This is a genomic window from Pontibacter toksunensis, assembly GCF_042686245.1.
Classification (GTDB): domain Bacteria; phylum Bacteroidota; class Bacteroidia; order Cytophagales; family Hymenobacteraceae; genus Pontibacter; species Pontibacter toksunensis.
The window spans coordinates 41063-64747 of sequence record NZ_JBHUOX010000013.1 but is presented as its reverse complement, the minus strand read 5'-3'; the positions used below and the strand labels follow the sequence as shown (position 1 = coordinate 64747).

The following is a 23685-nucleotide window of genomic DNA, read 5'->3' as shown; positions in this document are numbered from 1 at the left end:
CGTTAAAATTTTACAATACAGGCACCAGCTTGATATAATCCAGCACGATTGGGTTCAGATCATCACCATTCACCGGATTGCTGACGACATACATATCCAGTTTCCCATACTGGTCAACCGTATGCTCTCCCAGGTACACTTCTTCTTCCTGGTTCATGGGGATAGTAACATAAGAGAAGGTTTCGCTCCGGACACTATCCAGCGCCAGTTTCTGCGTGAGAGGAGCTGAACCAAAGTCCTTTGTTCCCCTCATGTAGAATTTATAGGTGCCTGCCGGAAGGTCGCTTATGCGGTAGCGCACCCAGATGCCGTCTCTGTATCCGTGGCTGAACACCCGCAGGTCATAATTATTAGAGGCAGCCGGGCGGTACCGGAAGTGGATGCGGTCGTTTCGCTGGTCCGTTCTGAAGTCATTGGGCCGTACGGCAGATTCTCCTTCCACTAGGATGGGCTGGATTTTATGCTTTACCTGGAAGTCTACCTTGTTCATGACATACACCATTCCATTACTCGTGCGGTAAGAGGAGACAATCGCGCTTTTATCAATCGGCACCTTTACATTGAACAGGGAAACCAGCGTGTCCGGCAGGTTCTCAGGAGTGTAAAGTCCTTTGAAAGCGAGGTCTTTTACCACGTTCCATGAAGTCAGATTCCGGGTACTGTCCTCTGAGGAAGTGGCATAGAACCCCTCTATTTTATTGTATTCATTTTCGAAAGCCTCATCCGTCAGCACTATAAAGGTGTTGAGCGAGTCCTCGTGCATGATGTTGCGCACCTGCTCCAAATAAGTGTTCCGCTTCACAATGCCAGTGCCTGGCTTATAGATCGGGGCACCTGTAGTAGGGTCGACTCCGGTTTGCTCCGCCAGGTCCGGGCTGAAGAAGTCAAAGCTCAGGTTGTTGATAAAGCTTTTTTGTCTGCCTCCAACTGAAAGCGAGTTCACGTACTCCCAGGTGTTCATCTTTGGAGTGATTACCTGGTCTATTACATGGAGCACACCGTTGCTGACCTGCAAGTCTCCTTCTACTGTGGTAGCCCCGTCTATAGTGGAAGTGGGGCCGTCCCAGTTAAGGTATTTTCCGTTTATCGCTTTGATGCGAAGAGCAGGGTTAGGGCTGTAGGTGTAATACTGCTGATAGCTGATATGATTACCGATAAGTTGCTTTAGCTTATCGGTGTCTTCAACTATGGCTGGGTCCAGGTTTGCGAGCGCCTCATTTGTAGGAGCCCACACCGTGAATAGCCTGGAAGAGGAAAGCAACTCATCATATCCTGTTTTCTCCAGAAGCTCGGCGAACCTGCTCAGATTTGGATTCGCCTTTATCGGCTGCATCAGGTTTTCTTTCAGTACAGCATCCTTCAGGGCGTTGTGCTCTTCCCACCTGTCTTCGCAGGCTGCCAGTGCAGTCAGAACAAAGGCTGTGAGAATGATTAAGTATATTCTGGTATATGTCATGGTATGTACTTTTAAATCATTTTTAAACCGGTTTACCTGGTTCCGGCGGGTATGATAACCTCGCCTGCCGGAGCTGTTCATTTGCCATTCCTGCTTTAGAGGCCGGGCAAATACTTTCAGGGTTAATAAACAGGAACTCCTTCCGGAGTAAACCGGGGTGATATCTGGTTCGCATCAATCGGAATAAAATGAATCATATCTAAACGGAAGGCATTACCGGTGCTACCACCCCTGTTGGTAAGGCCCAGGAACCTGAGGTTATGACGGTCAGTGGTTTTTACCTCGATAATGCCTATCATTCTTCCCACGTACCTGTTGTCAGTCGGCTCCGTGTACATTTTCCATCCTAAGGCTTCGGCTTCTTCCGGGGTTACCCCGCTCGGATAGCCAGGAGTTGGGTTCAGGCCGAACAAGCGCGGCAATGGTTCTCCGTTGAAGAAAGCCTGGATGTCGTTGGCGTTCACACGGCGGTAGCACACCCATACCTTGTATTTGCCTTTTACAAGCAGGGGAGTGGTAAAATCAATGTAAGGAACAACTGCCGGACGTAGGTTGAGCGAGAAGTAGTCGTTGAAGGTATGTGGGTCGCCACCGGTTACGTAGTTGATGGAGCCTGAAGGCCAACTGATGTCACTGAGGGTTCCCGGTGCAATCGATGTGCTGGTACCTGGTAGCTTTCGGAAGATGGTTACCATTCTTCGTAACTCAGGCTGATCCGTCACTTCCCAGTAGATTGGTATAGGCGTGCGCATTTTTATCTTGAAATGATCTGCGGCGGCATGCAGCACTCCGTTGGTGGCAGAGAAATCACTTTTCTCGCGTATCACCTCAGCACCTTCTTCCTGTACGCCATTTATCAGGTCAGCATTCAGCAGCAGCGCAGAGCCATCAGTTCGTGTTGTAATCACCTCAAGGGGAGCCAGCGTGGTGTGAGACGGAGATGTAATAAGGTCCACCATGTATTTGTCGCTTGGCAAAATGTGGTACGCCATGTACAGGTAAAGGCTGTCTTCCGTGTTCTTTGGATCGCCTGTATGGGACAGATCGGCTTTCAACTCCTCAAAGGAATTATAACCCGCTTCCCGCAGCACTTCATCGGACTCTGCGATTACTGTAAACCACTTGCGGTTTTCCTTTTTGCTGGCCGATGCCGCTATGTTCAATGTATCGTAAAAACCGGTTGCTTTTGCAGCCTGCGTGAAGATTGAAAAGGAAGTGTTGGCTTCCAGCAGCTGCGCCAGCGTTAGCTTGGCGGGCTCCATCACTTTATCAATCACGTGCATCACCCCGTTGCCAAGCCTGATGTTGCTCTTCAACACCCGGGCCTGCTTATTGATAGTGATGTATGAATCGCCGTTTACATTGGTAGCCCCGGTGGTCAGGTATTGGCCGTACATGGTCGGCTGGAGAATCTTCCCGTCTGTAAACGAGTTGGAAGAAACGGTATCCTGGATCAGGTGAAAACGTACAAGCGCCTTCAACTCGTCCATATCCACCTGGTCTACTGAGGCCTTGCCTTTATCATCTAAGTATTGCTTCACGGCGGTATTGGTAGGCACAAAAATAGTGTATGTGCCGTAGGCGGCCAGGAAGCTGGCATTCCCTGTCAGGTCCAGGATTTTACGGAACTCAGAGTACTCATCCGGAAACCGCTCCAGGTAACCGGTTATGTTCACATCATCAGTCGTTGTTATGACCAGGTCAGGGTCTTTGCAACCACCGATAAGGACACTCAACAACACGAACACCCCGAGGAGCCGTGCTACCATTTTTTTGTGGTTGAGGATAGCTATTTTCATGTAACTCGTATTTAAATTTATTTCGCGTAGAAAGGATTCTGCTCCAGGTTTTTGTTTGTCTGCAACTCAAACAGGAAAATTGGCAGGTAATGGCTCATCTTGTCTCTGTACTTGTTGATGATGCTTTGCTGGCGATCAGCGGGAGCACTCCGCATTACCATGTTCAGGAGAATATCCATGCGCTCGTAGTTGTTGCGCCGGCTGTTGCGAAGCACATCAAACCAGCGTTTCCCCTCAAAGGCAAACTCGCGTGCACGCTCTTCCAGAATATAATCCGTCAGTCCGTTCACATCATCAGGCTCTACCCCAACTTCGGTAGCAGGCAGTGCCCTGGCTCTGTCGCGTATCATCTTCACAATGTCAAGCGCCTCCTGTCCCTGGCCTAGCTGAGCTAGGGCTTCTGCCTTCATCAGCAGTACATCCGCGTAGCGGTACACTACCCAGTTCGGGTATGGGGCCACATCACTCCTGGCAATATTCGCACTCTCACCCAAGTATTTCCATATCCGGCCGTCAGCCCTGAGGGAAGCCCCTTCGGCTCTGATATCATACTGTTCCGGGTCTATGTAATCAATGGTATAAAGCTCTTCCAGCACATGGGGGGCGGCACTGAAGCGGCGCTGGTTCTGGATGATGGTGAAGTAAGGGTGGCGCTGTGCACCGTACTGAAGCTCAAAAATAGATTCGCTGGAGTTTCCGGTTCCAAACACGGTGCTGTACCAGGAGTCGTCTCCAGCCACCAGGCCATACTGGCCCGATGCGATGACTTTGTTTGCCGCAGCGACAGTCTCTTCGTATTTTTCACTCCACAAATACACATCTGCCAGCAGGGCATTGATGCCTGCTTTAGTAAAGCGGCCTTTGTTATGCATGTTGTTTCCGTAGCTGCTCACTGCATGAACCTCTGCTTCCTCCAGGTCTTTGATAATCTGCTGCAGCACTTCGCTTTCAGGTGATTTCGGCAGGGTGAACTCCTGGTCATCGCTTACTGTTGCGGTCAGCTTTAAGGGTACCTCACTAAAGGTACGCACCAGATAAAAGTACATGAGGCTGCGGATAGCCTTTGCTTCCGCGACATAAGTATTCAGTGTCTCTGTCTTGAATGTCGGGTCATGCTCCTGCACCAGTGGGGCATATTCAATTAGAGTGTTGCAGAAGTTGATGGTTCTGTAAAATGAACTCCAGTCGGAGATGTTATTCGTGGCCAGAATGTTGCCGTTCACAATCTCAAGCTCATCGGGCGAGGCTGTAGGGTTGGGCATGATCATGTCTGCCCGTAACTCACCCCAAACAAACATCTGGTAGCCTAAATCAGGGTCCAGTAAGGAGGCATAGCACCCGAAGAGGGCTGCTTCTGCCTGCTCTTTTGTTTTCCAGAATTGCTGGCTAACAATTGCATCCTCAGGCTCCAAGTATAACCATTTGTCGCAGGAGCTGGTGAAAAACATAATAGCTACCAGCGCAACTTTGAATATTTTGCTTTTAAACATGTCTGAACAAGTTAAAATGATGTACAATTACTTTTAGAACCTCGCGTTCAGGCCCAGCGTGAATCCCTGCACAGGTGGTGTCATCGAATCGTCGTATCCCACCCGGAAAGGGTCGTTGCCACGATAGGAAACCTCTGGATCCTGCCCTCTGTAGTCGGTGAAAGTATACAGGTTCTCCAGGGTAGTGAACAGGGAAAGCTCCTGCATCTTAAGTCTTTCAGCCAGGCTAATCGGAAGATTGTAGCGTAGTGTGATGTACCTGATGCGGATAAAAGAGCCGTCTTCTACAAAGCGGTCTGAGCCCAGGGAGTTAAAGTTTGGACCAATCACCGCTCTCGGTATGTCCGTTTCGTCGCCCTCATAGCGCCATCTTCTCAGCACAGCCGTGCTCTGGTTGTTGTAGCCAGACATGTTCTCAGTGTTGATCCTGGTCTGGTTGATTATCTGGTAACCGTAGCGGTAGTTGAAGAATACGTTCACCCGGAAGTTCTTCCAGGTAATGTTCGGCCCGAAACCGCCGGTCAGCTTTGGGTTTGCGTTGCCCAGGTACACCACGTCCATGTGGTTGATGTTGCCGTCATGGTTGATGTCTTCGTAAATGGCATCGCCCGGCTGGAAGAGGTAATCGAACATGGGGTAGTTAAAGCGCATCTGGATCGGGTTTCCGTTTGCATCTGAAATTGCCTCCCCGTTCTTGTCCCTGGCAATGGTAGACTCACCGTCTTTATAAACGCCCTTGTAGCGGAAGCCATAGAAGGAACCAAACGGGTTGCCTTCCTGCATAAAGACTTTATACTGCCCGTTCTGGGCGATATTGCCTCTTTCCCGTGGGTAGTACTCAGAGATTTCGCGGATGATGTTGATGTTTCGGGCAATGTTGAAGTCCAGCCGCACGGTCAGGTCCTGTCTCCTGATCGGCGTAATGCCAATCATCAGCTCCCAACCGTCGTTATCCATCACCCCCACATTCATGTCCACTTCGTTGAAACCGGAGATAGAGGAGATGTCCAGGCCGGGGAAGAACATATCCTTCGTCCGCTTCTTATAGACTTCAGCGTCTACTTCCAGGCGGTTGTCGAAGGCGCGGATGTTTAGCCCGTAATTTGACTGAACCACGGTCTCCCATTTCAGGTCGCGCAGCTCCAGGTTCACCGGGTATACACCGGCTATGCCCATGTAATTCCAGTCGAAGCTACGGTATTGGGCAAAGTGGGCGTAACTGTCTCTTGGCGGGTTACCGGTGGAACCATAACTGGCACGCAAGCTCAGGTCATTCACCTGGGTAATATTCTCCAGGAACTTCTCACCTGATACACGCCAGCGGCCTGAGATGGAGGGGAAGATTCCGTAACGGTTGTTCTCATTAAACTTAGAGTTTCCGTCTGCACGCAGGCCCGCATTGATAATGTATTTATCGAAAAGGGAGTATTGAGCGTTTACAACGGCTCCCACGCTTCTGTTCTGGGCTGTACCGGAGGCAAGGCGCAGGTCCGGGTTTTGGATGCGAGCCGGAATAGACGGGTCCTGGAAGTAAATAGAGGCTGAGTTGGCAGTAGTGACAGCGTAGGATACATTCCGATCGTCATATGTCTGCAGCGACAACAAGGCCTGAAGGTTGTGGTTGGGCCCTAAGTCAGGTGTATAGATGACATTCGTCTTTGTCTGCACGTTAAACCGGTCATTGTCAATATCATCAGCCCGGTTTACGTTGGTATTATCGGCAGGCAGACCAGTTGCATTCTGCGGCAGAAAGCGGGTAGTTTTGCTGTTATTGATGTCAAAGGCTACGTCAAACGTGGTTAGTAAGCGTGATGGGATCAGGTCGTACTGTATATTGAACGTCGGGCGGATTCGGTCTCCCACGTTTCTGCTTTTCCCTGCCATGGCCATCGCCAGCGGGTTGTAGGTCCCGAATCTGTCGCGCCTGCCATTGGGACTGAAAATACCCTGGATGTTTCGGAACGGCGAAAAGAAGTTAGGCGACATTACACCGTTTTCGTCGTATTCGTAAACTGCCATGTTCGGCATCTTGGTGTAGGCCACTGACCGAAGATCCGGCGCATAGTTCATGTTGTTATTCACATGCGTATAGGCCAAGTCAGTCCGGAAGCGAATCCGGTCAGACACCTTGTAGTCCAGGTTGATCCTGGCGTTGATACGGTCCAGGTCGGAGCCGATGGTGGTACCGATTTGGTTGTTGTAGCCAAGTGAGGCAAAATAGGTGGCCCTTTCGCCTCCACCCTGCACCGATACGTTATGGTCGTGCAAGTAGCCGGTACGGGTAATCTCGTCTATCCAGTTCGTGTTGTTGCTATAGTTGTAGAACCAGTAGGGATCGTATGGGTCATACTGAAACTCCTTCACAAAGTTCGTATTCAAAGGAACGCCATTGCGGTTCATGTACCCCTCCGGAATCAGCATGGAGTATTGATCTCCGGTAAGCATCGGGATGGCATCCGGCTGCTTGCTGATAACACCTTTGAAGGTATAGGTTACTCTTGGCTTTCCTTTTGCTCCGCGCTTGGTGTTGATGACCAACACCCCGTTAGAGGCCCGGGGACCCCACATGGCAGTGGCAGCCGCATCCTTCAGCACGGAGATATCTTTTATATCGGAGGGAGCAATGTTGAGCAACTGGGCGTAGCCCTGCTCATCGGCGGTGGCGAAGTTAAAGTCGTCGGAAATGGTGATATCGTATGGCATGCCGTCTACCACCACCAGCGGATCTGACCCCTGGTTGATAGATGAGGTACCCCGGATGCGGATAGCCATTCCGGAGCCCGGATCACCGGAGTTGGCCACGATGTCTACCCCAGCCAGACGGCCCTGCAGTGCCTGGTCAATGGAAGTGGCCTGCACCTCAGCCAGTTCACGTGCGTCGAAGCGGGAGACAGCCGTTGTCAGGTTCCGTTCCGCAACATCCAGCATACCTGTATTCGTGGTCTCCTCGGCCACAATTTCCACTTCTCCCAGTGTTCTGTTATCAGCCTGCAGCTTTATATTCATCTCGGTGTTGCTGCCGATGGGCTGTGTAAAGGTCTGGAAGCCGATATAGGAAGCTCTGATGCGGTTCTTGGGGTTGGTGATTCTGAGTGCAAAGTTTCCGCTCAAATCAGAGCTTACGCCTGATACTACCCGCTGGTCGCTGTCTATTTCCATAACTGACACACCGATGAGGGGCTCTCCGGTAGTTCTATCCGTCACAGTGCCCCTCACGAGAAGGCCCCCCGGCGTCTGGGTCCAGGCTGTGCCACTCAGCAGCATTACCATGCTTAAAAGGACACGGAAAATAATTGTACTGATATTTTTCATATGTATAACCTAATGAGTCTGTTACAATTCAATCATTCTATTCAGCATGTTGCAGGTAGTTGTCGATCTGGTGCAGCACGCTTCTGTTGGCAATTACATTGCTGTTCTCATTCACCACATGGGCTGTTCTTCCCTTCATATCAGTAACTGTCAGCTGGTTGGGCATATTCGCAACTGATAAGGTTGTCACATCACCCTGTGGGGTTTTGTACACAGATTCAAGGCGGCCTTCCTCTCTGCCGTTGGCAATAAGAGCAAAGCGGTTGAGGATATGGTACAGAAGGAAGCTCTCGATCTTTTGTTTCTCCGCCAGAACGGTAGTAGCAGGGTCGGCTGGCAACACCCCGTCGGCAACAGCCTGCTCCATTGCCTCGTTGGACGGGATAAAGTAAGTATAGAATGCCCCATTCGAAACACTGGTGATTTCACCGGTTTTCTTATCATAGATAGACGCGTTCTCCAGGTAGTTAAAGAAAGCGCTGAACTGCGGGTACTCTTTCATGTGGAGACCTATAGCCAGCTCAGGAGAAAGAAGCGGTTTGTCCAGGTAGTACACCACCCCATTCGATGCTTCCTTTCTGGCGGTTACCTTCGGGAGGTTGTTTTCAGCCAGGGCTGTCTGCGGATCCGGCTCCAGGTTACCAGCAGCGTATACCATGTTGTCTTTGAACTTGATAAGCTCTCCGCTGTAGGTATCAATGATGCCTTCGCCGCTCAGATCGTCCAGTTCCCCGTTCAGGGTAATGGCAATGTGAGAGCTCATGAGCCGGTCTAAGCGGGTTACTGCAAAGTTGGTTGAGCCGTTGTACATCCAGGAGTTTGCCTGTTCATCAAAGGAATAACCTGCCTCTGCCAGCACTTCATCAGACAGCAGAAACATGGTAAAGCTGACATTAGGGTTAGATACTGCGCTTCTAAGTTCCCGCTGCAGAAAGCGGCTCATGAGAGAGAACTTGGGGTCGAGGTATACTTTGCCAAATACACTATGGAAAGCATCTGACTCCTGCACCTTGTTAGCTCCATAAAACATCCCGTTGCTGAGCACCTTGGGGTCCACGATGTCAGTAGCAAGGTCGAACCGGGCAGGCTCACCCACATAGTTAGCGGTTGTGTTAAACTTGCTTGGCCATACAGTTGTCTGCCACATGTGGGCATTCAGAAAGTCAAAGATGATCTGCGGGTTCATATCGTCCAGCGACTCATAGTGCTCCAGCAACACATTATCGATGTAACTTTGAAGCACCTCGTTCGTCGGGACGAACATCGACCAGCTGTCGGTTTGCCCGTCGTTGTCCATCAGCTTCAGGAAATTTTCATTCCCGGGGTTAAACGCTAGGGCACTGGCAAAAGTCTTAAGGTAAACATCGCCCGTCGTTCCCTGAATTTTATTCCATTTTTCAGTAGCCTGCGCATTTACGGTATAGGTTGCCCCATACTTTTCCAGCAGTCCTCTGAACCTGGAGTACTGAGGCTGTGAACGCAGGTACTCATCTATGTTAGGCAAAGGCAGAAGAACCTTGTCAATAATGTGGATAAGGCCGTTCTCAGCTCTGACGCTGTGGTCGTTACCTACCACAGCAGCTCCTGCTACGTTAAAACCCGTGAAAGGCACGTTGGGGTAGAAGGTCGTGTAGTCAAGAGCAGAAAGCCCCTTTCCTGAGAAGTACCGGTCTATGAAGTAAGGAATGTATTTATTATTGTTGTCTTCCGGGAAATAGGTGTTCCCGTTCCGGTTGTTAGCCAGCACCCGCACCTCCCCCTCTCCAAAATTTGCCTTGTAAGGCCCGGTGTAGTAAGCTGAGCGTCGTCTAAAAGCCTCATTCTCCACCCAGCCTATTGAGGACTGGAAATCTGATAGGTATTCCTTATTGAAGGCATTGTATACCAGGGCATAGGTTACAATTCTCCGGGCCGTCTCCTCATCCACATCATTGATGCCACCCAGGTTTTGCTCCTGAAAGAAAGCCGCAAAAGCCTCATCGGTAGGAGCGAAAATCGTCCAGTAACCCGAACTGCTGAGCGTGTGCTTGTAACCAGCTTTTTCAACGCATGCCAGAAAATTCTTAAAGTTTCCCCTTGCCTCCAGTTGTTGGTAAATAGGGGCACCCAGGTTTTCCGGCCTGGCATAGAATTCATCAAATGTTTTATCCCGGCAGTTAGTCAGTAACACCAACAGCGACAAATAATACAGTAAAACTTTTGCAGGTTTTCTCATAAATATAATGGTATATTACTCTATCTCTGATTTATAATATATTTTATAAAGCCATGGTGATCTGAAGCTGACTACCTGGTGTAAATACCTGGTAATGTGCTATTTTCTAAAAAGAACACAGGCCAGTCTTTCATAGCTAACTTTTGTACTGATTATGAAAATTGCATTAATGGGATTTACCATCCGCTTTGAAACTGCATAGACAGCTGCCAGTTGTTGCTAATCGACATTAGGTGCTGTAGGTGCTCAACAGGAATAGCATTTTACCTTATAAGCTGTTATATATAATATAGATATATTAAATATTATAATGCGCAACTAGCTACGGAACAGCTGGCAGGGGAGTAACTTTATACCTCCGCCAGCTGTAGCTAAAAAAGAAAATAAACTACCCTTTCAAGCGTAATTTATGTGTGATTCCTTGCCTGCAAACCACCTGATTGATAATGCATATCTCAAGGAAAAGCCTTAAAGAATGATAACATTAAGATATGGAAACACGATAGGCTGAGACAGCAATGAAAAATGGCCGCTATACTTACTATAGTAGGGTTACTCTTGATAAGTACTCTGTCATTTATCATACTGGCATGTCTTGAGCTGGCATGTTTTAGATTGAGATGTAAATTTTCCCCATTCGCTACACATTAAAGGTTTGAGTATAACATCTATACTTGATGCTTTATATAAATATGTTTTAATAAATATAGGGAGTGATTACTTATAAGGTATCCTGTTGTAACCTGCTTCTCCTATAGCTTTGCAACTAAAGTTACCTCTTAACCGAGCGACATTCCTCTGAAATGAACTGATAGGGTTATCAAACCGGCGAACCGTTGCAGGGTTTTCCTTACTGCGTTGCATGCACTCTCCCGGTGATATGCTGATCTGTATCAACAAGACTTTTAGCACCAATTTATGGTGGCAGTACTGAGGTAAGGAGCAGGATAGTGCAGGACATTAAGTTTTAATGTGCATTCTAAATTGTAACTTAGTTATTACACTGTCACATCTTGCTTATTTGTCAGGAGTGACAAACCAGAATGGCTATTGGGGAAGAATTACCGGGAGCACCGATGGCGAACGCATTGATTAAGATGAGAAATGGCAGCGAACAGAGGTGTTGTCTTCGTTAGTAGCTACGTACAGCAAAAATCCTTTCTTGATTCACTGTTTTCTATGTTGTCAAGACAAATAGGTAGAAAGGTGTCAACAAACCGCAAGTATGAAGGCTATAGCAGCAGCCTGGCTTGTTAAACTACTTTCCCAACTATAAATGCAGCGAGCATTACTTTAAATCTTGAGTTCTATAGCCACCCCCTGATGAAAGGAAACATAGCTTTTATTGTTGTCTTTGTTCTTTGTCTGGCAAGTGCCAGGCTTCTGGCGCAGGATTCCTCAAAAAGTAGTATCAGCATCTCTGCTGATGCCACGCCTGGCGCTTTCCCTCTCGTTCAGGCAAAAAAAGCGGCACCCGTTTTTATCGATGACCAGGATGCAAAGGTAGTGCGCATTGCGACGGAGGCTTTACTTCAGGACATAGAAAGTGTTACTGGTATCGAGACAGCAGTCAGAAGCAGCGGGAACTGGAAGGAAATCTCCGGCTACCCGGTCATTATCGGCACGGTGGGACAGTCTGCCTTAATAGACCAACTGGTTAAAAGCCAGAAGCTCCCTGTCAGTGACATCGGCGGGAAATGGGAGAGCTACAGCATTACGGTGGTGGAAAACCCCTCTGATAACGTAAAAAGAGCCCTGGTAATTGCCGGGAGCGACCGTAGGGGGACTGCGTTTGGTGTGTTCGAACTCTCGCGGCGGCTGGGCGTGTCGCCCTGGTACTGGTGGGCAGACGTGAAGCCACGTCACCAGGAAAACCTCTTTGTTTCCGCAGGGGCGCTGGTACAGGGGCCTCCGTCGGTGAAGTACCGGGGCATTTTCCTCAACGACGAAGACTGGGGCCTGCAGCCGTGGGCGGCCCAGAACATGGATACCGACATCAAAGACATCGGCCCCAACACCTATGCCCGGATCTTTGAACTGCTGCTGCGCCTGAAGGGCAACCTGATCTGGCCGGCCATGCACCCGAGCACCAAAGCCTTTTTCCACTACCCCGGAAACCCAGAGGTGGCCGATGCCCATGCCATCCTGGTGGGCACATCGCATGCCGAGCCGATGCTGCGTAACAACGTAGATGAATGGGATGAGAAAACGATGGGTTCCTTCGACTACTTCAACAATAAAAAAACTGTTTCTGATTACTGGCAGAAGCGGGTGAAAGAAGCTCATGACCTGGAGGCTATATACACGGTGGGCATGCGGGGCGTGCATGACAGCGACATGAAAGGCGCAAAAAACACAGCAGAGGCAGCGGCCATGCTGAAGAAGATTATAGCAGACCAGCGGGAGATGCTGCAAAAGCATGTAAACCAAAATGTAGCGGCCATCCCGCAGGCATTCACAGCTTACAAAGAGGTGCTGGATATTTATGACCAGGGCCTGAAACTCCCGGAGGACATCACCATTGTGTGGCCCGACGATAACTACGGCTACATCCACCGGCTAAGCAACCCGCAGGAGCAGCTGCGCCCGGGTGGTTCGGGCGTGTATTACCATGCCTCCTACTGGGGGCGCCCCCACGATTACCTCTGGCTCAGCTCCACGCACCCTTCCCTGATATGGGAGGAGATGATGAAAGCCTACCACATGAAGGCAGACCAACTGTGGGTGCTGAATGTGGGGGATATAAAACCGCTAGAGTATAACATCGAGCTGTTCCTGGACATGGCCTATAATGCTGCTGCTTTTCAGGAAAGCGGCTCGGTAAAAAAGCACCTGCAGCAGTGGGTGGAAGAAATATTCGGTGAAGAAAAAGCAGCTTCTATAAGTAAACTGATGTGGGCGTATTACGATCTGGCTTTTGAGCGGAGGCCGGAGTTTATGGGCTGGAGCCGGACTGAGCCCACCACACAAACCAAGCTGACGGAGTACAATCATTTCTACTATGGAGACGAGGCACAAAGAAGGATAGACCGCTACGATGCCCTGGAAGAGCAGGTGAAGAAATTGCGCAGCCAGGTAAGTGCGGCAGATGCGGATGCCTTTTACCAGCTGGTGTATTACCCGGTGGTGGGAGCCTCGCTCATGAACAAGAAATTTCTCTACCGGGACAAAAGCTATTTGTATGCAAGGCAAAACCGGGAAAGCGCCAGCGACTATGCCCAACTCTCCCGCCAGGCCTATGACGGTATTATAACGGAAACAAATTACTATAACACCCAGCTGGCAAATGGCAAATGGAACGGCATGATGTCCATGGAACCTCGGAACCTGCCAGTGTACAAAGAACCGGTGCTGCCGGAGTTAAACAACATAGGCTCCGGTGTATGGAGCGTGGCACCAGAAGGGTTCGTGACGGCAGATTCTTCTCTAGTCGCGGGGCAGCAACCGGCACTTCCTACCTTTAGTAAATGGGGCAGCCAGGCGTATTTTATTGACCTGTTCCTGACCGGTAACCAGACAGTCTCCTGGAAGGCTGCAGCCTCTGATAAATGGATAAAGCTCTCGGAGGAAAGGGGGAAGCTGAACAGTGATATGGGGCAGAAAGAGCAGCGAATCTGGGTTAGCATCGACTGGAGCAAAGCACCCAAACGAGTAGAATTAACCGGCCACATCACTTTAAAAGGAGCAGGCAAAACGCACAGGATAGAGGTAGGCGCACGAAACCCCGCCGAACCAGCGCTTGCTGCTTATGGAGGGTTCATGGAAAGCAACGGCTACGTCTCCATCTTTGCAGAAAACTATAGTCGCAAAACAGACAAACAGACCAAAGGGTGGCGCCTGGCAGAAGATCTCGGTCATACCGGAAAGTCACTGGTGGCGCTTCCGCTGGAGGTAAAACCAGTGGAGGAAGCTGAAATCGTAGGAGAGGACTTGCCTTTTGTAGCGTATGACTTTTACACCTTTACAGCGGCGGCACCTACTGTCACTGTTTCCACACTTCCCACGCACCCGGTTACAAGCGAGCACGGCATGCGCTATGGGGTGTCTATCGATGACGGACCGATAGAAGTGGTGGACTTCCAAACCTTTGGCAGAAGCGAAGAATGGAAGAAAAACGTCCTGAAAAACAGGGCGGAGCGACAGGTGAAATATCAGCATCTCAGCAAGGGCAGGCACACACTGAAGATTTATCTGATCGACCCCGGCGTAATACTCGACAACATTATCATTGACCTGGGAGGACTGAAGCAGGCGTACTCTCCCATACCGGAATCCAGAAAGCGCGCTGGTGTTTTGCATTAAGCAGTATCAGGGCTTTGTGTGGATGATGCGGCAGTAGCCTTTTATGGCGGGTAACTAAGTTATGAAGAAAGATAACAGGCTGGTTGCTGTAAACTTCACTGCAGCACCGTCTTCTTATCCAGCAGGAAGAGAAGAGACAAAGAACATCCTATCCAGAAAAAACCATCTCAGGTAGCCGGAACATAGTCAGTCCCGGCAAGCACTATGGCAGGAATTACCAGGGAACTTTATGTAACAGGTGGCCGCAAGAGTGGCTGCCAGGCGCATGTTATGAGTCTAGGTATAACATCAGCGATAAGTTGGACAATGGAAAGGAGAACCTGCTCGAGGTAACATGGTGAGCAGGATACCGGTAGCCCTATCGGTGAACAACGCAGAGCGCCTAGCGGACTACCAGGTATACGGGGTGCCATGGGCGTGCCAGTTGCCGGGCAGGTTCCTATGTAAGGGCGAAGGCTGTGGAGCAGGTAAGGGCAGGATAGGGTAGTTGCCAACACATAGTATCTTGACTTATCCGGTTTCTCTTTTTTAAGAAACAGCAGGTGCAGTTTCCCTTTTTGTATCACCAGTAGAAAACCCAAAATCATGAAACCCCCGATGCTTTGCCTGCTGCTCCTCTTTTCTTTTATTTTCTTCTCCTTCCAAAAAGACAAGAGTAAAGTTACCCTTCACGAGATAAAGGTAGCGGCTCCTTTCAACATGCTCGGTATCAGCGTTCCGGATTTTAGCAAGTGCAGCAAATTGCCTATCACTGATTTTGGAGCCGTTCCCGGGGATAAGGAAAAAGTAACCAGGGCTATTGCCAGGGCAATCGACAAGGCGAATGAAATAGGGGGTGGCATCGTCATTATCCCTGAAGGAGAGTGGCTCACCGGAAAAATCCACCTGAAAAGCAACGTGAACCTGCACCTGAACAAAGGAGCTGTGCTTCTTTTCTCCGATAATCCTGCTGATTACCTGCCGGCTGTTCATACTACTTGGGAGGGGATGGAATGCTATAATTACTCCCCACTGATTTATGTTTACGAGTGTAAGAACATCGCCATTACAGGAGAGGGTGAGCTGAAAGCAAGAATGGATACCTGGAGGATATGGTTTGCACGTCCCAGGCCCCAGGCAAGCAGCACATACACGAGAACATGAATAACTTCCGCGATGGCAATGAATGAAGCTATGCCAGCTAACGAAACAAACAGAACCCCTACATCATAAAAGCAGGAGAAACAAAAGACATGGCACGTTTAGAGAAGAAGCTGTTTGACGAGAACTTTCTGAATTCCTGGAGCCTGAATTACCAGAAGCTGAGAGCGCTTTGCAGGCAGGGTAAACCGGTAGCGGCCAATGTCGACGAGCAGCTGGCGCAGTGGATAAGCATCCAGCGACGCATCAGGCACATGCTGCCGTGTGAGCTGAAAACGGAGCTGGCAGCGCTTCGGTTCGACTTTGATGAGAAGGATTTCTCCTGGGCCACCATGTACAGGCAGTTAGCTTGGTTTGCGGAACGCAACGGTCACACGTGCCTGCCCCCCGACCAGCAGCATGAAGACCTGAAAGACTGGCTGGTGAGGCAGATCATTGGCAGAAGCCTCCTCTCAGATGACCAATTCCGGAAGCTGGACAGCCTGCGCGTCGACTGGGATATGCCTATCAGCAGAGAGCATCGGTGGGAGCAGATGTATTGGAAGCTAAAGGACTTCTACCTCACTTTCGGGCATAGCCGTGTACCTCAAAAGTGGGCCAAGGACAAGCAACTTGCGCATTGGGTGACAGTGCAGCGAAGGACGCACTCCAGCAATAAATTAAAAGAAGACCGGAAACGAAAACTAGATGAACTGCACTTTGTCTGGAGCATACAGGACGTATATGCGTCTCAGTGGGAGCACTATTTCCAGCAACTGGTTTCCTTCCATAAAGCCCACGGCCACTGCAGTGTACCGGGCAAGTACGAAAAACTAGTTAGCTGGATCGAAAGGCAAAAACTCGCCAAAAAGGACAACGCACTGCCGCCCGACCGTGAAAAGCGGCTGGACCAAATCAACTTTATCTGGAGCTGCGAGAGCATCAAGCAAAAGCGTTGGGATGATGCATACGCCCAGCTTTATGCTTACCACCAGCAGTACGGCCACAGCTTTGTCCCAGTCCACTTCAGCAAGAACAAAAGCCTCGGGATATGGGTTGCCACGCAAAGGGCCCGTGAAGCGAAAGGCAAGCTAGGACCAGCTAAAAAGAAGAAGCTCGATACCTTGGGTTTTGTATGGACCAGGGACACGCAACGTCAGGTAAAATCTGCTTACGATACACGGTGGGAAGCCAACCTTGAGAAGCTGAAGGTCTACAAACAGAAAACTGGCTCCTGCCAGGTCTCCCTCAGGATAGATCTGGCCCTTCAGCGCTGGACCAGATGGCAGCGGAAACTTTTCTACCAGGGCAGACTATCACCGGAGCGCATAGACAGGCTGAACGCGATCCGGTTTCCCTGGAGCGTACAGGATGGGTACTGGATGCAGATGTACCGTTCCCTGCTCAATTTCAGGGAACTGTTTGGCCATACCCGTGTCCCTTTCCGGTGGGAAGCAAATCCGCAACTGGCGGCATGGGTTTACAGGGTGAAATCAGAAAAGTCAGCATTGGCCTCTCAGAAGAAAGAGCTGCTGAACAGCATTGGGTTTGACTGGACTCTGCGCAGAAGAACAGCACTGCCATGGCAGGACATGTATGCACGTCTGGTGGATTACAAAAAGGAACATGGCCACACGCGCGTTCCTGCAGGCAGCGGCAAAGACCTGAAGCTGGGCAAGTGGTGCAGCAGGATGCGAAGTGAACGGGCACATCTCGATCCGGAGCGTGTTGCGCTGCTGGAGGCTATTGATTTTGACTGGAGCAGCAAGTGTTCATGTGAAAAGGCCGCAAACAGAACCAGCAGGTAGCGTGGCAATTTCAGAATAGCAGGAATGCCAATTGTACGGGTGGCAGCGCTTTCCCGCTGATCAGGCAATCGAATATGACGGGCCGGGGCAGGTGGATTCAGTAAGCAAAAAGGGAAATTGTAATACTATCTGAAAAAGTTTATACAGGCATCTTCAGGTTGCTGACGCACGCCTGCGAAATGGCAGAGTCTCCGCTCGTGAGTCGGAGAAATGACATGAAAAGCCAATGCTGTTTGTGGCAATACCACCCAGCTTAATCGGGCGTCACTTGTTCTTATCTGCCCTTACGCCCGAGGGCAGCTTTTGCGGTGTGGTAGTAGGCCCGAAGACTTTTATTTTTCCGTCTTTCACCTCCATCCGGTCAATAAACACCACCCGTTCGTCTCCTGTTTTAGTTGTCCTTCCGTGGTAAACAATAAACATCTCCTTGCCGTCCGGTGAGTACGTGATGCTGTTGTGCCCCGTGCCTGTTACCGTACCGCCTTTACCTGTGTTTTTCTGCAGCACCGGGTTATTAGCTGCTTTTTCGAAAGGTCCTAAAGGCGAGTTGGAGGTGGCATAACCAACAGCATAATGCTGGCCACCGAAGTAATTGGACGAATACATGATGTAATACGTACTATCTTTCCTGAACGTAACGGAACCCTCTGTCCAGCGGCGGTTCACCTCGCGCGCTGTTACGGATCGGCTTTCCCATTCAGTTTGCTTGTCGTTAAGGCCCACAGGCGGCCGCAGCAACAGAACAGGTTCGCCAATAACACCGGAAAAATCAGGTTTGAGTTTAACGCCATACACCCAGCTTTCCTCAATCTCCTTGAACCAGCCCTTTTCCCGGGCCCAGTCGGCTACCTGGCTTTCCACCGGGTGTTTGTAGGCCGCACGGGAGTAATACAAATAAGCTTTTCCATCAGTGTCGAAAAACACATTGGCATCTATGATAGGATAGCCGGGATCAAATATCGGTTTGCTTTCCATGTCAATAAAGGGCCCGGTGGGTTTGTCGGCTACCGCCACCCCGATGCGAAAGTTCTCCTCTTCATTTGCAGGATTTTCCTTCCACTGTGCACTGTAAAACATATAAAACTTCCCGTTCACCTCATACACCTCAGGCGCCCAGTACGCACCACCCCAGCCGGCGTTTGGGTCGCTCCAGCCGTTTTTATTGTCGTGGAAATACACCTGCCCCTCCTTCTTCCAGTTCACCAGGTCTTTCGACGAATAGGCGGCAAATCCCTTTTCCGCTCCGCCGCCTGTGCCATACATATAATACGTATCCCCGGTATACAGCACGTAAGGGTCGCCGAACTGCACGTTCAGCGGGTTTGAATAAGTGGTTTGGGCCGTATCGACACGCCTGGCTGTTTGGGCCATTGAAAATTGCAAAGGCAGACAGGTCAGGAACAAAAACAACAGCAGGGTATTTTTCATTGTCATAATTATACTTCTCAAAATAAATCCACACTGACTATCCATTGCGTGGTTAGGATAAATCTGATGACAGTACGTACAAGCTTCTATACCGGAATCAGGAGAAAATGCAACCGGTAAAGGTGTCCTGAACTTACTCATCATTCCTGGAAAAAACCAGTTCCCCGTCAACTTCTGCAATCTCATACCCACTTTGCTTCGATGCAAGGACCACATCGAACTGTTTGAACAGTGAAAAGAACTCATCCCTGGATATCTCCTCTTCGAAGTACACTTTCAGAATGTGGTCTCTGTCCTCGGTAGATTTCTGGTTGTCTTTGCAAACTATAAAACCTGAAAACAGGTTGTTGTTTCCACCAGAGAAGCCAACCCCAACGGCTTCATACCTGCTTGTGTCTACTTTCTTTGACGCAAGAAAATTTTGAAGACCTGCCTGGCTGCTGACAGCAGCAGCGGCAGCTCCAAAGAGGTCCGTGTTCTGAACGTTCGTTTTCATTATTATCATTTCATGGTTTACTCTACCTTTTACTTCTGTGCACCCGAAATAGGTTTGCAGAAGAACAGGTTATCCTTTTATTTCCTTTGCCTCTGTCCTGCTTTCCCTGTATCCGTTCTTACAAGGCCTTTATTAATTTACTGCTTTGGCATGGCGTGTTTTCTAAAGTTTAAGAAATAATTTCCTGCAGCCTCTGAATGTCATGCCTTTCCTCCCTTGCAAGTGAGCTGAAGCTTTGCGCAAACCGGTACCTGTGCACAGGAGATCAAATTAATGCGCTTATGTTCCATACACATGCAACCCTTGATGGTGTACCAAGGGTCATGTAGTTGAAAAGAGAACTTGTGACTGCACCCATAATAAATAACAAGATGAAACTACCGAAAGCGTTACTCGGAGCCATACTGGTTGGCATTACGGTACAAACCGTGGGTTGTACAAAAGAGGAGTTATCCGGGCCTAAGACGGAGCAGGGCGGTGAGAAAGGGGTTGTAAAGGTTCCAGATAACTGCCCGGCCTGTGGCATGGGTTAGGCCGTGAACGCACAAGAACAGCACACTGTGAAAGAGGAACCGGAGATTTTAGCCTCTATTGCCTGTAATTTAGATGCCGATATACTGTCGGCGGCTTTCCCTTTGCTGGAAGAAGGAAGGGTAGAGGCGATAGAATGGTCTTTTGACACGCTTTACTGGACAGCGCAGGTGCCTTACTGGTTCACTGAGATGCTGCTCGCTTACAGCCAACAGAAAAGGCTGATTGGCCATGGCGTTTACTTTTCGCTGCTCTCAGGTAAATGGACGAAGGAACAGCAGCACTGGCTGGAACAGCTGAAACAGCTGTCTTCGCAATATTCCTTCGATCACATCACCGAGCATTTTGGCTTTTTCACTGGCCAGAATTTCCACTCCGGGGCTCCTCTCCATGTTCCGTACACCAGCACAACCCTGCGCATCGGGCAGGACAGGTTAAGCCGCATATATGACGCCTGCGAGTGCCCGGTTGGGCTTGAGAACCTTGCTTTTTCTTACGCTTTGGATGAGGTGAAGCAGCATGGCGAGTTCCTGGAAAAGCTGGTAGAACCCGTGAATGGCTTCCTCATACTGGACCTGCACAACCTCTACTGCCAGCTCCACAACTTTTCCATTTCCTACGACGGCCTGATCGCGCTGTACCCACTGCACCGTGTGCGGGAAATCCACATCTCAGGAGGTAGTTGGGAGGAGTCTGCGCTGGTACCGGCCAAAAAGATAAGAAGAGATACGCACGATGGCGCTGTGCCGGAGGAGGTTTTCCAGCTACTGGAACTTACCTTGCCGAAGTGCCCCAACCTTAAATACGTTGTGCTGGAGCAACTGGGAAGCGGCCTGAAGAACGAAAGTAGCAGGGCCCGGTTCCGCCAGGACTTTATGAAAATGGAGGCGTTGGTGCAAAAAAGCAGGGGCAGCCTCCACAGGCAGGGCGAAAATCAGTTTTTGCCGCTACAGTCGCTTCAGCCAGGCTCGGTTATCGAGGACGATTTGCTCCACGGCCAACAGCTGCAGCTCTCGCATATACTCGAAACTGCATCCTCTTACGAGGAAGCCTGCAACCTGCTTCGTTCCTCGTCGCTTGCTGAGTCGGTTTGGAAAGTAGAGAAGTGGGAGCCGCATATGCTGGAAACGGCTATGAGCATTGCTCAGAAGTGGAAAAGGCAAGGGTGATGGTGTCCTTTAGTGCAAAGCAGCCCACTCCCCCTGGGGCGTTGAGGAAATTAGCGGGACAGGTATGTTTTCTCTGCTGCTTAATTGGAAACAGCGGACTTATTTACAGGATACATGGCAGTTCCTAAAAGCAGAAACCTCTTTTTGTGCCAGAAAATGCATGATACCGGGTGGGGAGGAATTCAGATAAAAAACTACTGGTATACCTTAGAACAGATTAAAACAGCCCCTGGCTCTTACTTTCCAGCCAGCTTTCTTCTGTATTTCGCTCTTAACTTTACAAGTATTTTTTTCAGCCTTTTGATTTCGGTTATATCCCGGAAGTCTACCACGCCTGCGGCTATATTGCCTTTTTTATCTATAATGGGGCGGCCGGTAACGCTGATGTACCTTCCTTTGGGATGTTTCCTGTTCCGGATCAGCATTTCTACATCGTCCGATGCCTCGCCCTTAAGAGCTTTGGCCAGCGGAAGTTCCTCCGAAGGAAACACCGTTTTTCCGTCTGGCCTGAACACCCCATACCGCGTTGACCATGCGGCCAAAGGCATTTCAGCTGCGCCAATACCCAGGATCTCCTCCGCATTCTTATTGAACAGGAGGAAGTTTCCCTGGCTATCAGCTACCACAATGCCCTCGCCTATACTGGCAACAACTGCATTGAGGCGTTTCTCACTTTCCCGTATCAGCATTTCCTGGTTTTTCTCATTTGTAATATCCCGGCAAACAACCACACTGCCAATCACTTTTTCCTGATCATCGAATATTGGTCGCCCTGTTACTTTGATGTGCCTGCCCTCTGGAATATTGGCATTCCGGACAAACAGCTCCACATCATTTGTGCCCTCGCCCTTCAAGCCTTTAGCCAAAGGGAGCTCTTCCGGTGGGTAAAGCGATTTGCCGTCCGGCCTGAAAGAACCGTAGGTGGACGACCAGTCTGAAAGGGGCGTATCAGTCATGCCCAAACCCAGTATTTCCTCCGCAATGTCGTTGAAGTAAGTGAATCTGCCGCGGGCATCCGAAACCACCACACCCTCGCCCAGGCTGGCGAGAATAGTCTTCAGCTTTTGCTCGCTCTCACGCAGTCGTACCTCTGCCTTCTTGCGTTCTGTGATATCTGTTGCGATGCTGCACAGCGCATTGGTACGCCCTTGTGTGTCCCGCAGTGGAAACTTTACAGTGAGGTACGTTCTCTCTTCCGGGGTCAGCTGAAATACTTCCTCCATGTGCCGCGTTTCACCCTCCTCCAGCACCTGGCGGTCGTGCTCCTCAATGGCAGCGGCTACTTCACGTGGAAATATTTCTGAATCTGTTTTGCCCTTTACACTTTCTGCCCTAACCTTGAAAACCCGCTCGAACTCCGCGTTTACAAGCTCGAACCTGCCGGCGGTGTCCTTGATGTAAACCGGTGTGGCCGTGTTGTCGAGAATTGACTGCAGCTTCTGGGCGTTCTCACGGAAGATTAGGTCAGCCCGATACCTTTCCTTTCTGGCGCGGTGCCTCTCCAGGGCATTCCTTCCCAGCAGAAGCATGGAAACCATGTAAGTGAGCAGGGCAAACATGGCCGTGCCGAACTCTTCGGAGTAGTAGCCGGCGTATTCTCCCTGCAGTTTAATCCAGCCGAACAGGAGTGGGAGCAACAGGGCCATGATCCGGAAAAAAAGCTGTTCGCCTGTGTCTTCGCAGAATACCAGGAGCATGCTTCCCTTATCCGGCCGGGCAAAAAGCAACCCCAGGGCCAGCACTAGGAAAGCCAGGGCCGTATGCAGGGCCATTGGTATATAGGCTGCTATGCCAATGAGGTACTTTACCCCGTACACGTAGCCATAGAGCGAGAGCAGCGCAATCAGTGTGATTCCTATACTGAAGAACTGGGCCGGACTTTGCTTTCGTGCGGTCTCCACATCAATCATCAGGATGGACAGTGAAGCCAGCATAAAGCAAAAAGCTGTGTTTGGTGCCATTTGGTTGATGAGGCCAAGGTTCTCTTCGCGCAGCTCATCAGCAAACAGCAGTTGATCCAGGGGGTAGTTCCAGGAGGTAAAGACAGAGACGAACTTGAGGGCACAGGCAGCAAACACAGTAACTCCTATCAGCCTGGTGAGCCGGACATGGGCGGGCAAAGGGTTCTGCAACAGCCAAAGGCACGTGCCGCAGAGAATAAAGCAGATGGCGGTCAGCGGGTTCATGGCCACATATCCATCTCCAATTCTCTTGATGACTTCAATCTCCAGCCACCAACCTGCCAGCACCAGAAGCCCCCCAGCTATAACCAGCACGCTGGACACGCTTGATAGCCATATAAGCCTCCTCTTTATTAAAGGCTTTACGGCTGTTAGGTCAGCCGGCAGCTGCACGGTATTCATAGCAACGTCACATAAACAAAAGAAGGTATAGGAGTATTTTACGTAACGCTGCTAGATTGAGCCACGAAACGGCGGTGCTTCTACTGTCAGAAAGGCAATTCAGCCCCTAACGGAATAACCCGGTGAGGGCACTTTACTGACTTGCAGCGACCTGAGAAAAGTGCGTTAATAAGCGTAGCGTGGTAAGCCTGGGTGGA

At 50.0% G+C, this 23685-nt stretch carries 13 protein-coding genes; 5 read left to right on the top strand and 8 right to left on the bottom strand.

All coding sequences use genetic code 11. The features are described 5' to 3' along the window. Positions 1 to 10 precede the first annotated feature (10 nt). The 5 genes from ACFS7Z_RS16750 to ACFS7Z_RS16730 form a co-directional block, all read right to left on the bottom strand. Complete coding sequence (locus ACFS7Z_RS16750) at positions 11 to 1456, bottom strand: fasciclin domain-containing protein (protein ID WP_377486971.1); 1446 nt, start codon at positions 1454 to 1456, stop codon at positions 11 to 13. A 122-nt stretch (positions 1457 to 1578) separates the two neighbouring features. Next, positions 1579 to 3255 (bottom strand): fasciclin domain-containing protein, encoded by a 1677-nt coding sequence (locus ACFS7Z_RS16745; RefSeq protein WP_377486967.1) that lies wholly within the window; start codon positions 3253 to 3255, stop codon positions 1579 to 1581. A gap of 17 nt (positions 3256 to 3272) precedes the next feature. Beyond that, positions 3273 to 4745 (bottom strand): RagB/SusD family nutrient uptake outer membrane protein, encoded by a 1473-nt coding sequence (locus tag ACFS7Z_RS16740; protein WP_377486964.1) that lies wholly within the window; start codon positions 4743 to 4745, stop codon positions 3273 to 3275. 33 nt (positions 4746 to 4778) lie between these two features. Continuing rightward, entirely contained in the window at positions 4779 to 8057 is a 3279-nt protein-coding gene (locus ACFS7Z_RS16735) for a SusC/RagA family TonB-linked outer membrane protein (protein ID WP_377486961.1), read from the bottom strand. 37 nt (positions 8058 to 8094) lie between these two features. After that, positions 8095 to 10272: a fasciclin domain-containing protein gene (locus ACFS7Z_RS16730; protein ID WP_377486958.1), complete on the bottom strand. Its 2178-nt coding sequence runs from the start codon at positions 10270 to 10272 to the stop codon at positions 8095 to 8097. Positions 10273 to 11595: 1323 nt separating this feature from the next. Here ACFS7Z_RS16730 and ACFS7Z_RS16725 point away from each other — a divergent pair. The 3 genes from ACFS7Z_RS16725 to ACFS7Z_RS16715 all read left to right on the top strand — a co-directional run bounded on the left by ACFS7Z_RS16725 (position 11596) and on the right by ACFS7Z_RS16715 (position 17501). Further along, the gene (locus ACFS7Z_RS16725; protein ID WP_377486955.1) at positions 11596 to 14574 is read left to right on the top strand and encodes a glycosyl hydrolase 115 family protein; all 2979 of its coding nucleotides are present in this window, start codon (positions 11596 to 11598) and stop codon (positions 14572 to 14574) included. Positions 14575 to 15159: 585 nt separating this feature from the next. Beyond that, positions 15160 to 15717 (top strand): glycoside hydrolase family 28 protein, encoded by a 558-nt coding sequence (locus ACFS7Z_RS16720; protein WP_377486952.1) that lies wholly within the window; start codon positions 15160 to 15162, stop codon positions 15715 to 15717. A gap of 89 nt (positions 15718 to 15806) precedes the next feature. After that, positions 15807 to 17501, top strand: a complete 1695-nt coding sequence (locus ACFS7Z_RS16715) for a helicase associated domain-containing protein (protein WP_377486949.1) — start codon at positions 15807 to 15809, stop codon at positions 17499 to 17501. Between the two features lie 264 nt (positions 17502 to 17765). Here the strand turns inward: ACFS7Z_RS16715 and ACFS7Z_RS16710 are convergent, their stop codons facing one another. Next, positions 17766 to 18929: a glycoside hydrolase family 43 protein gene (locus ACFS7Z_RS16710; protein ID WP_377486946.1), complete on the bottom strand. Its 1164-nt coding sequence runs from the start codon at positions 18927 to 18929 to the stop codon at positions 17766 to 17768. A 133-nt stretch (positions 18930 to 19062) separates the two neighbouring features. Beyond that, positions 19063 to 19425: a hypothetical protein gene (locus ACFS7Z_RS16705; protein ID WP_377486943.1), complete on the bottom strand. Its 363-nt coding sequence runs from the start codon at positions 19423 to 19425 to the stop codon at positions 19063 to 19065. Positions 19426 to 19796: 371 nt separating this feature from the next. Between ACFS7Z_RS16705 and ACFS7Z_RS16700 the strand changes: the two genes are divergently transcribed. Both ACFS7Z_RS16700 and ACFS7Z_RS16695 read left to right on the top strand, forming a co-directional pair. After that, the gene (locus ACFS7Z_RS16700; RefSeq protein ID WP_377486940.1) at positions 19797 to 19958 is read left to right on the top strand and encodes a chryseobasin-related MNIO class RiPP peptide; all 162 of its coding nucleotides are present in this window, start codon (positions 19797 to 19799) and stop codon (positions 19956 to 19958) included. 27 nt (positions 19959 to 19985) lie between these two features. Next, complete coding sequence (locus ACFS7Z_RS16695; protein WP_377486937.1) at positions 19986 to 21125, top strand: multinuclear nonheme iron-dependent oxidase; 1140 nt, start codon at positions 19986 to 19988, stop codon at positions 21123 to 21125. Between the two features lie 236 nt (positions 21126 to 21361). Here the strand turns inward: ACFS7Z_RS16695 and ACFS7Z_RS16690 are convergent, their stop codons facing one another. After that, on the bottom strand, positions 21362 to 23401 hold the full coding sequence (locus ACFS7Z_RS16690) for a PAS domain-containing protein (RefSeq protein ID WP_377486934.1): 2040 nt from the start codon (positions 23399 to 23401) through the stop codon (positions 21362 to 21364). Between the last annotated feature and the right edge of the window lie 284 nt (positions 23402 to 23685).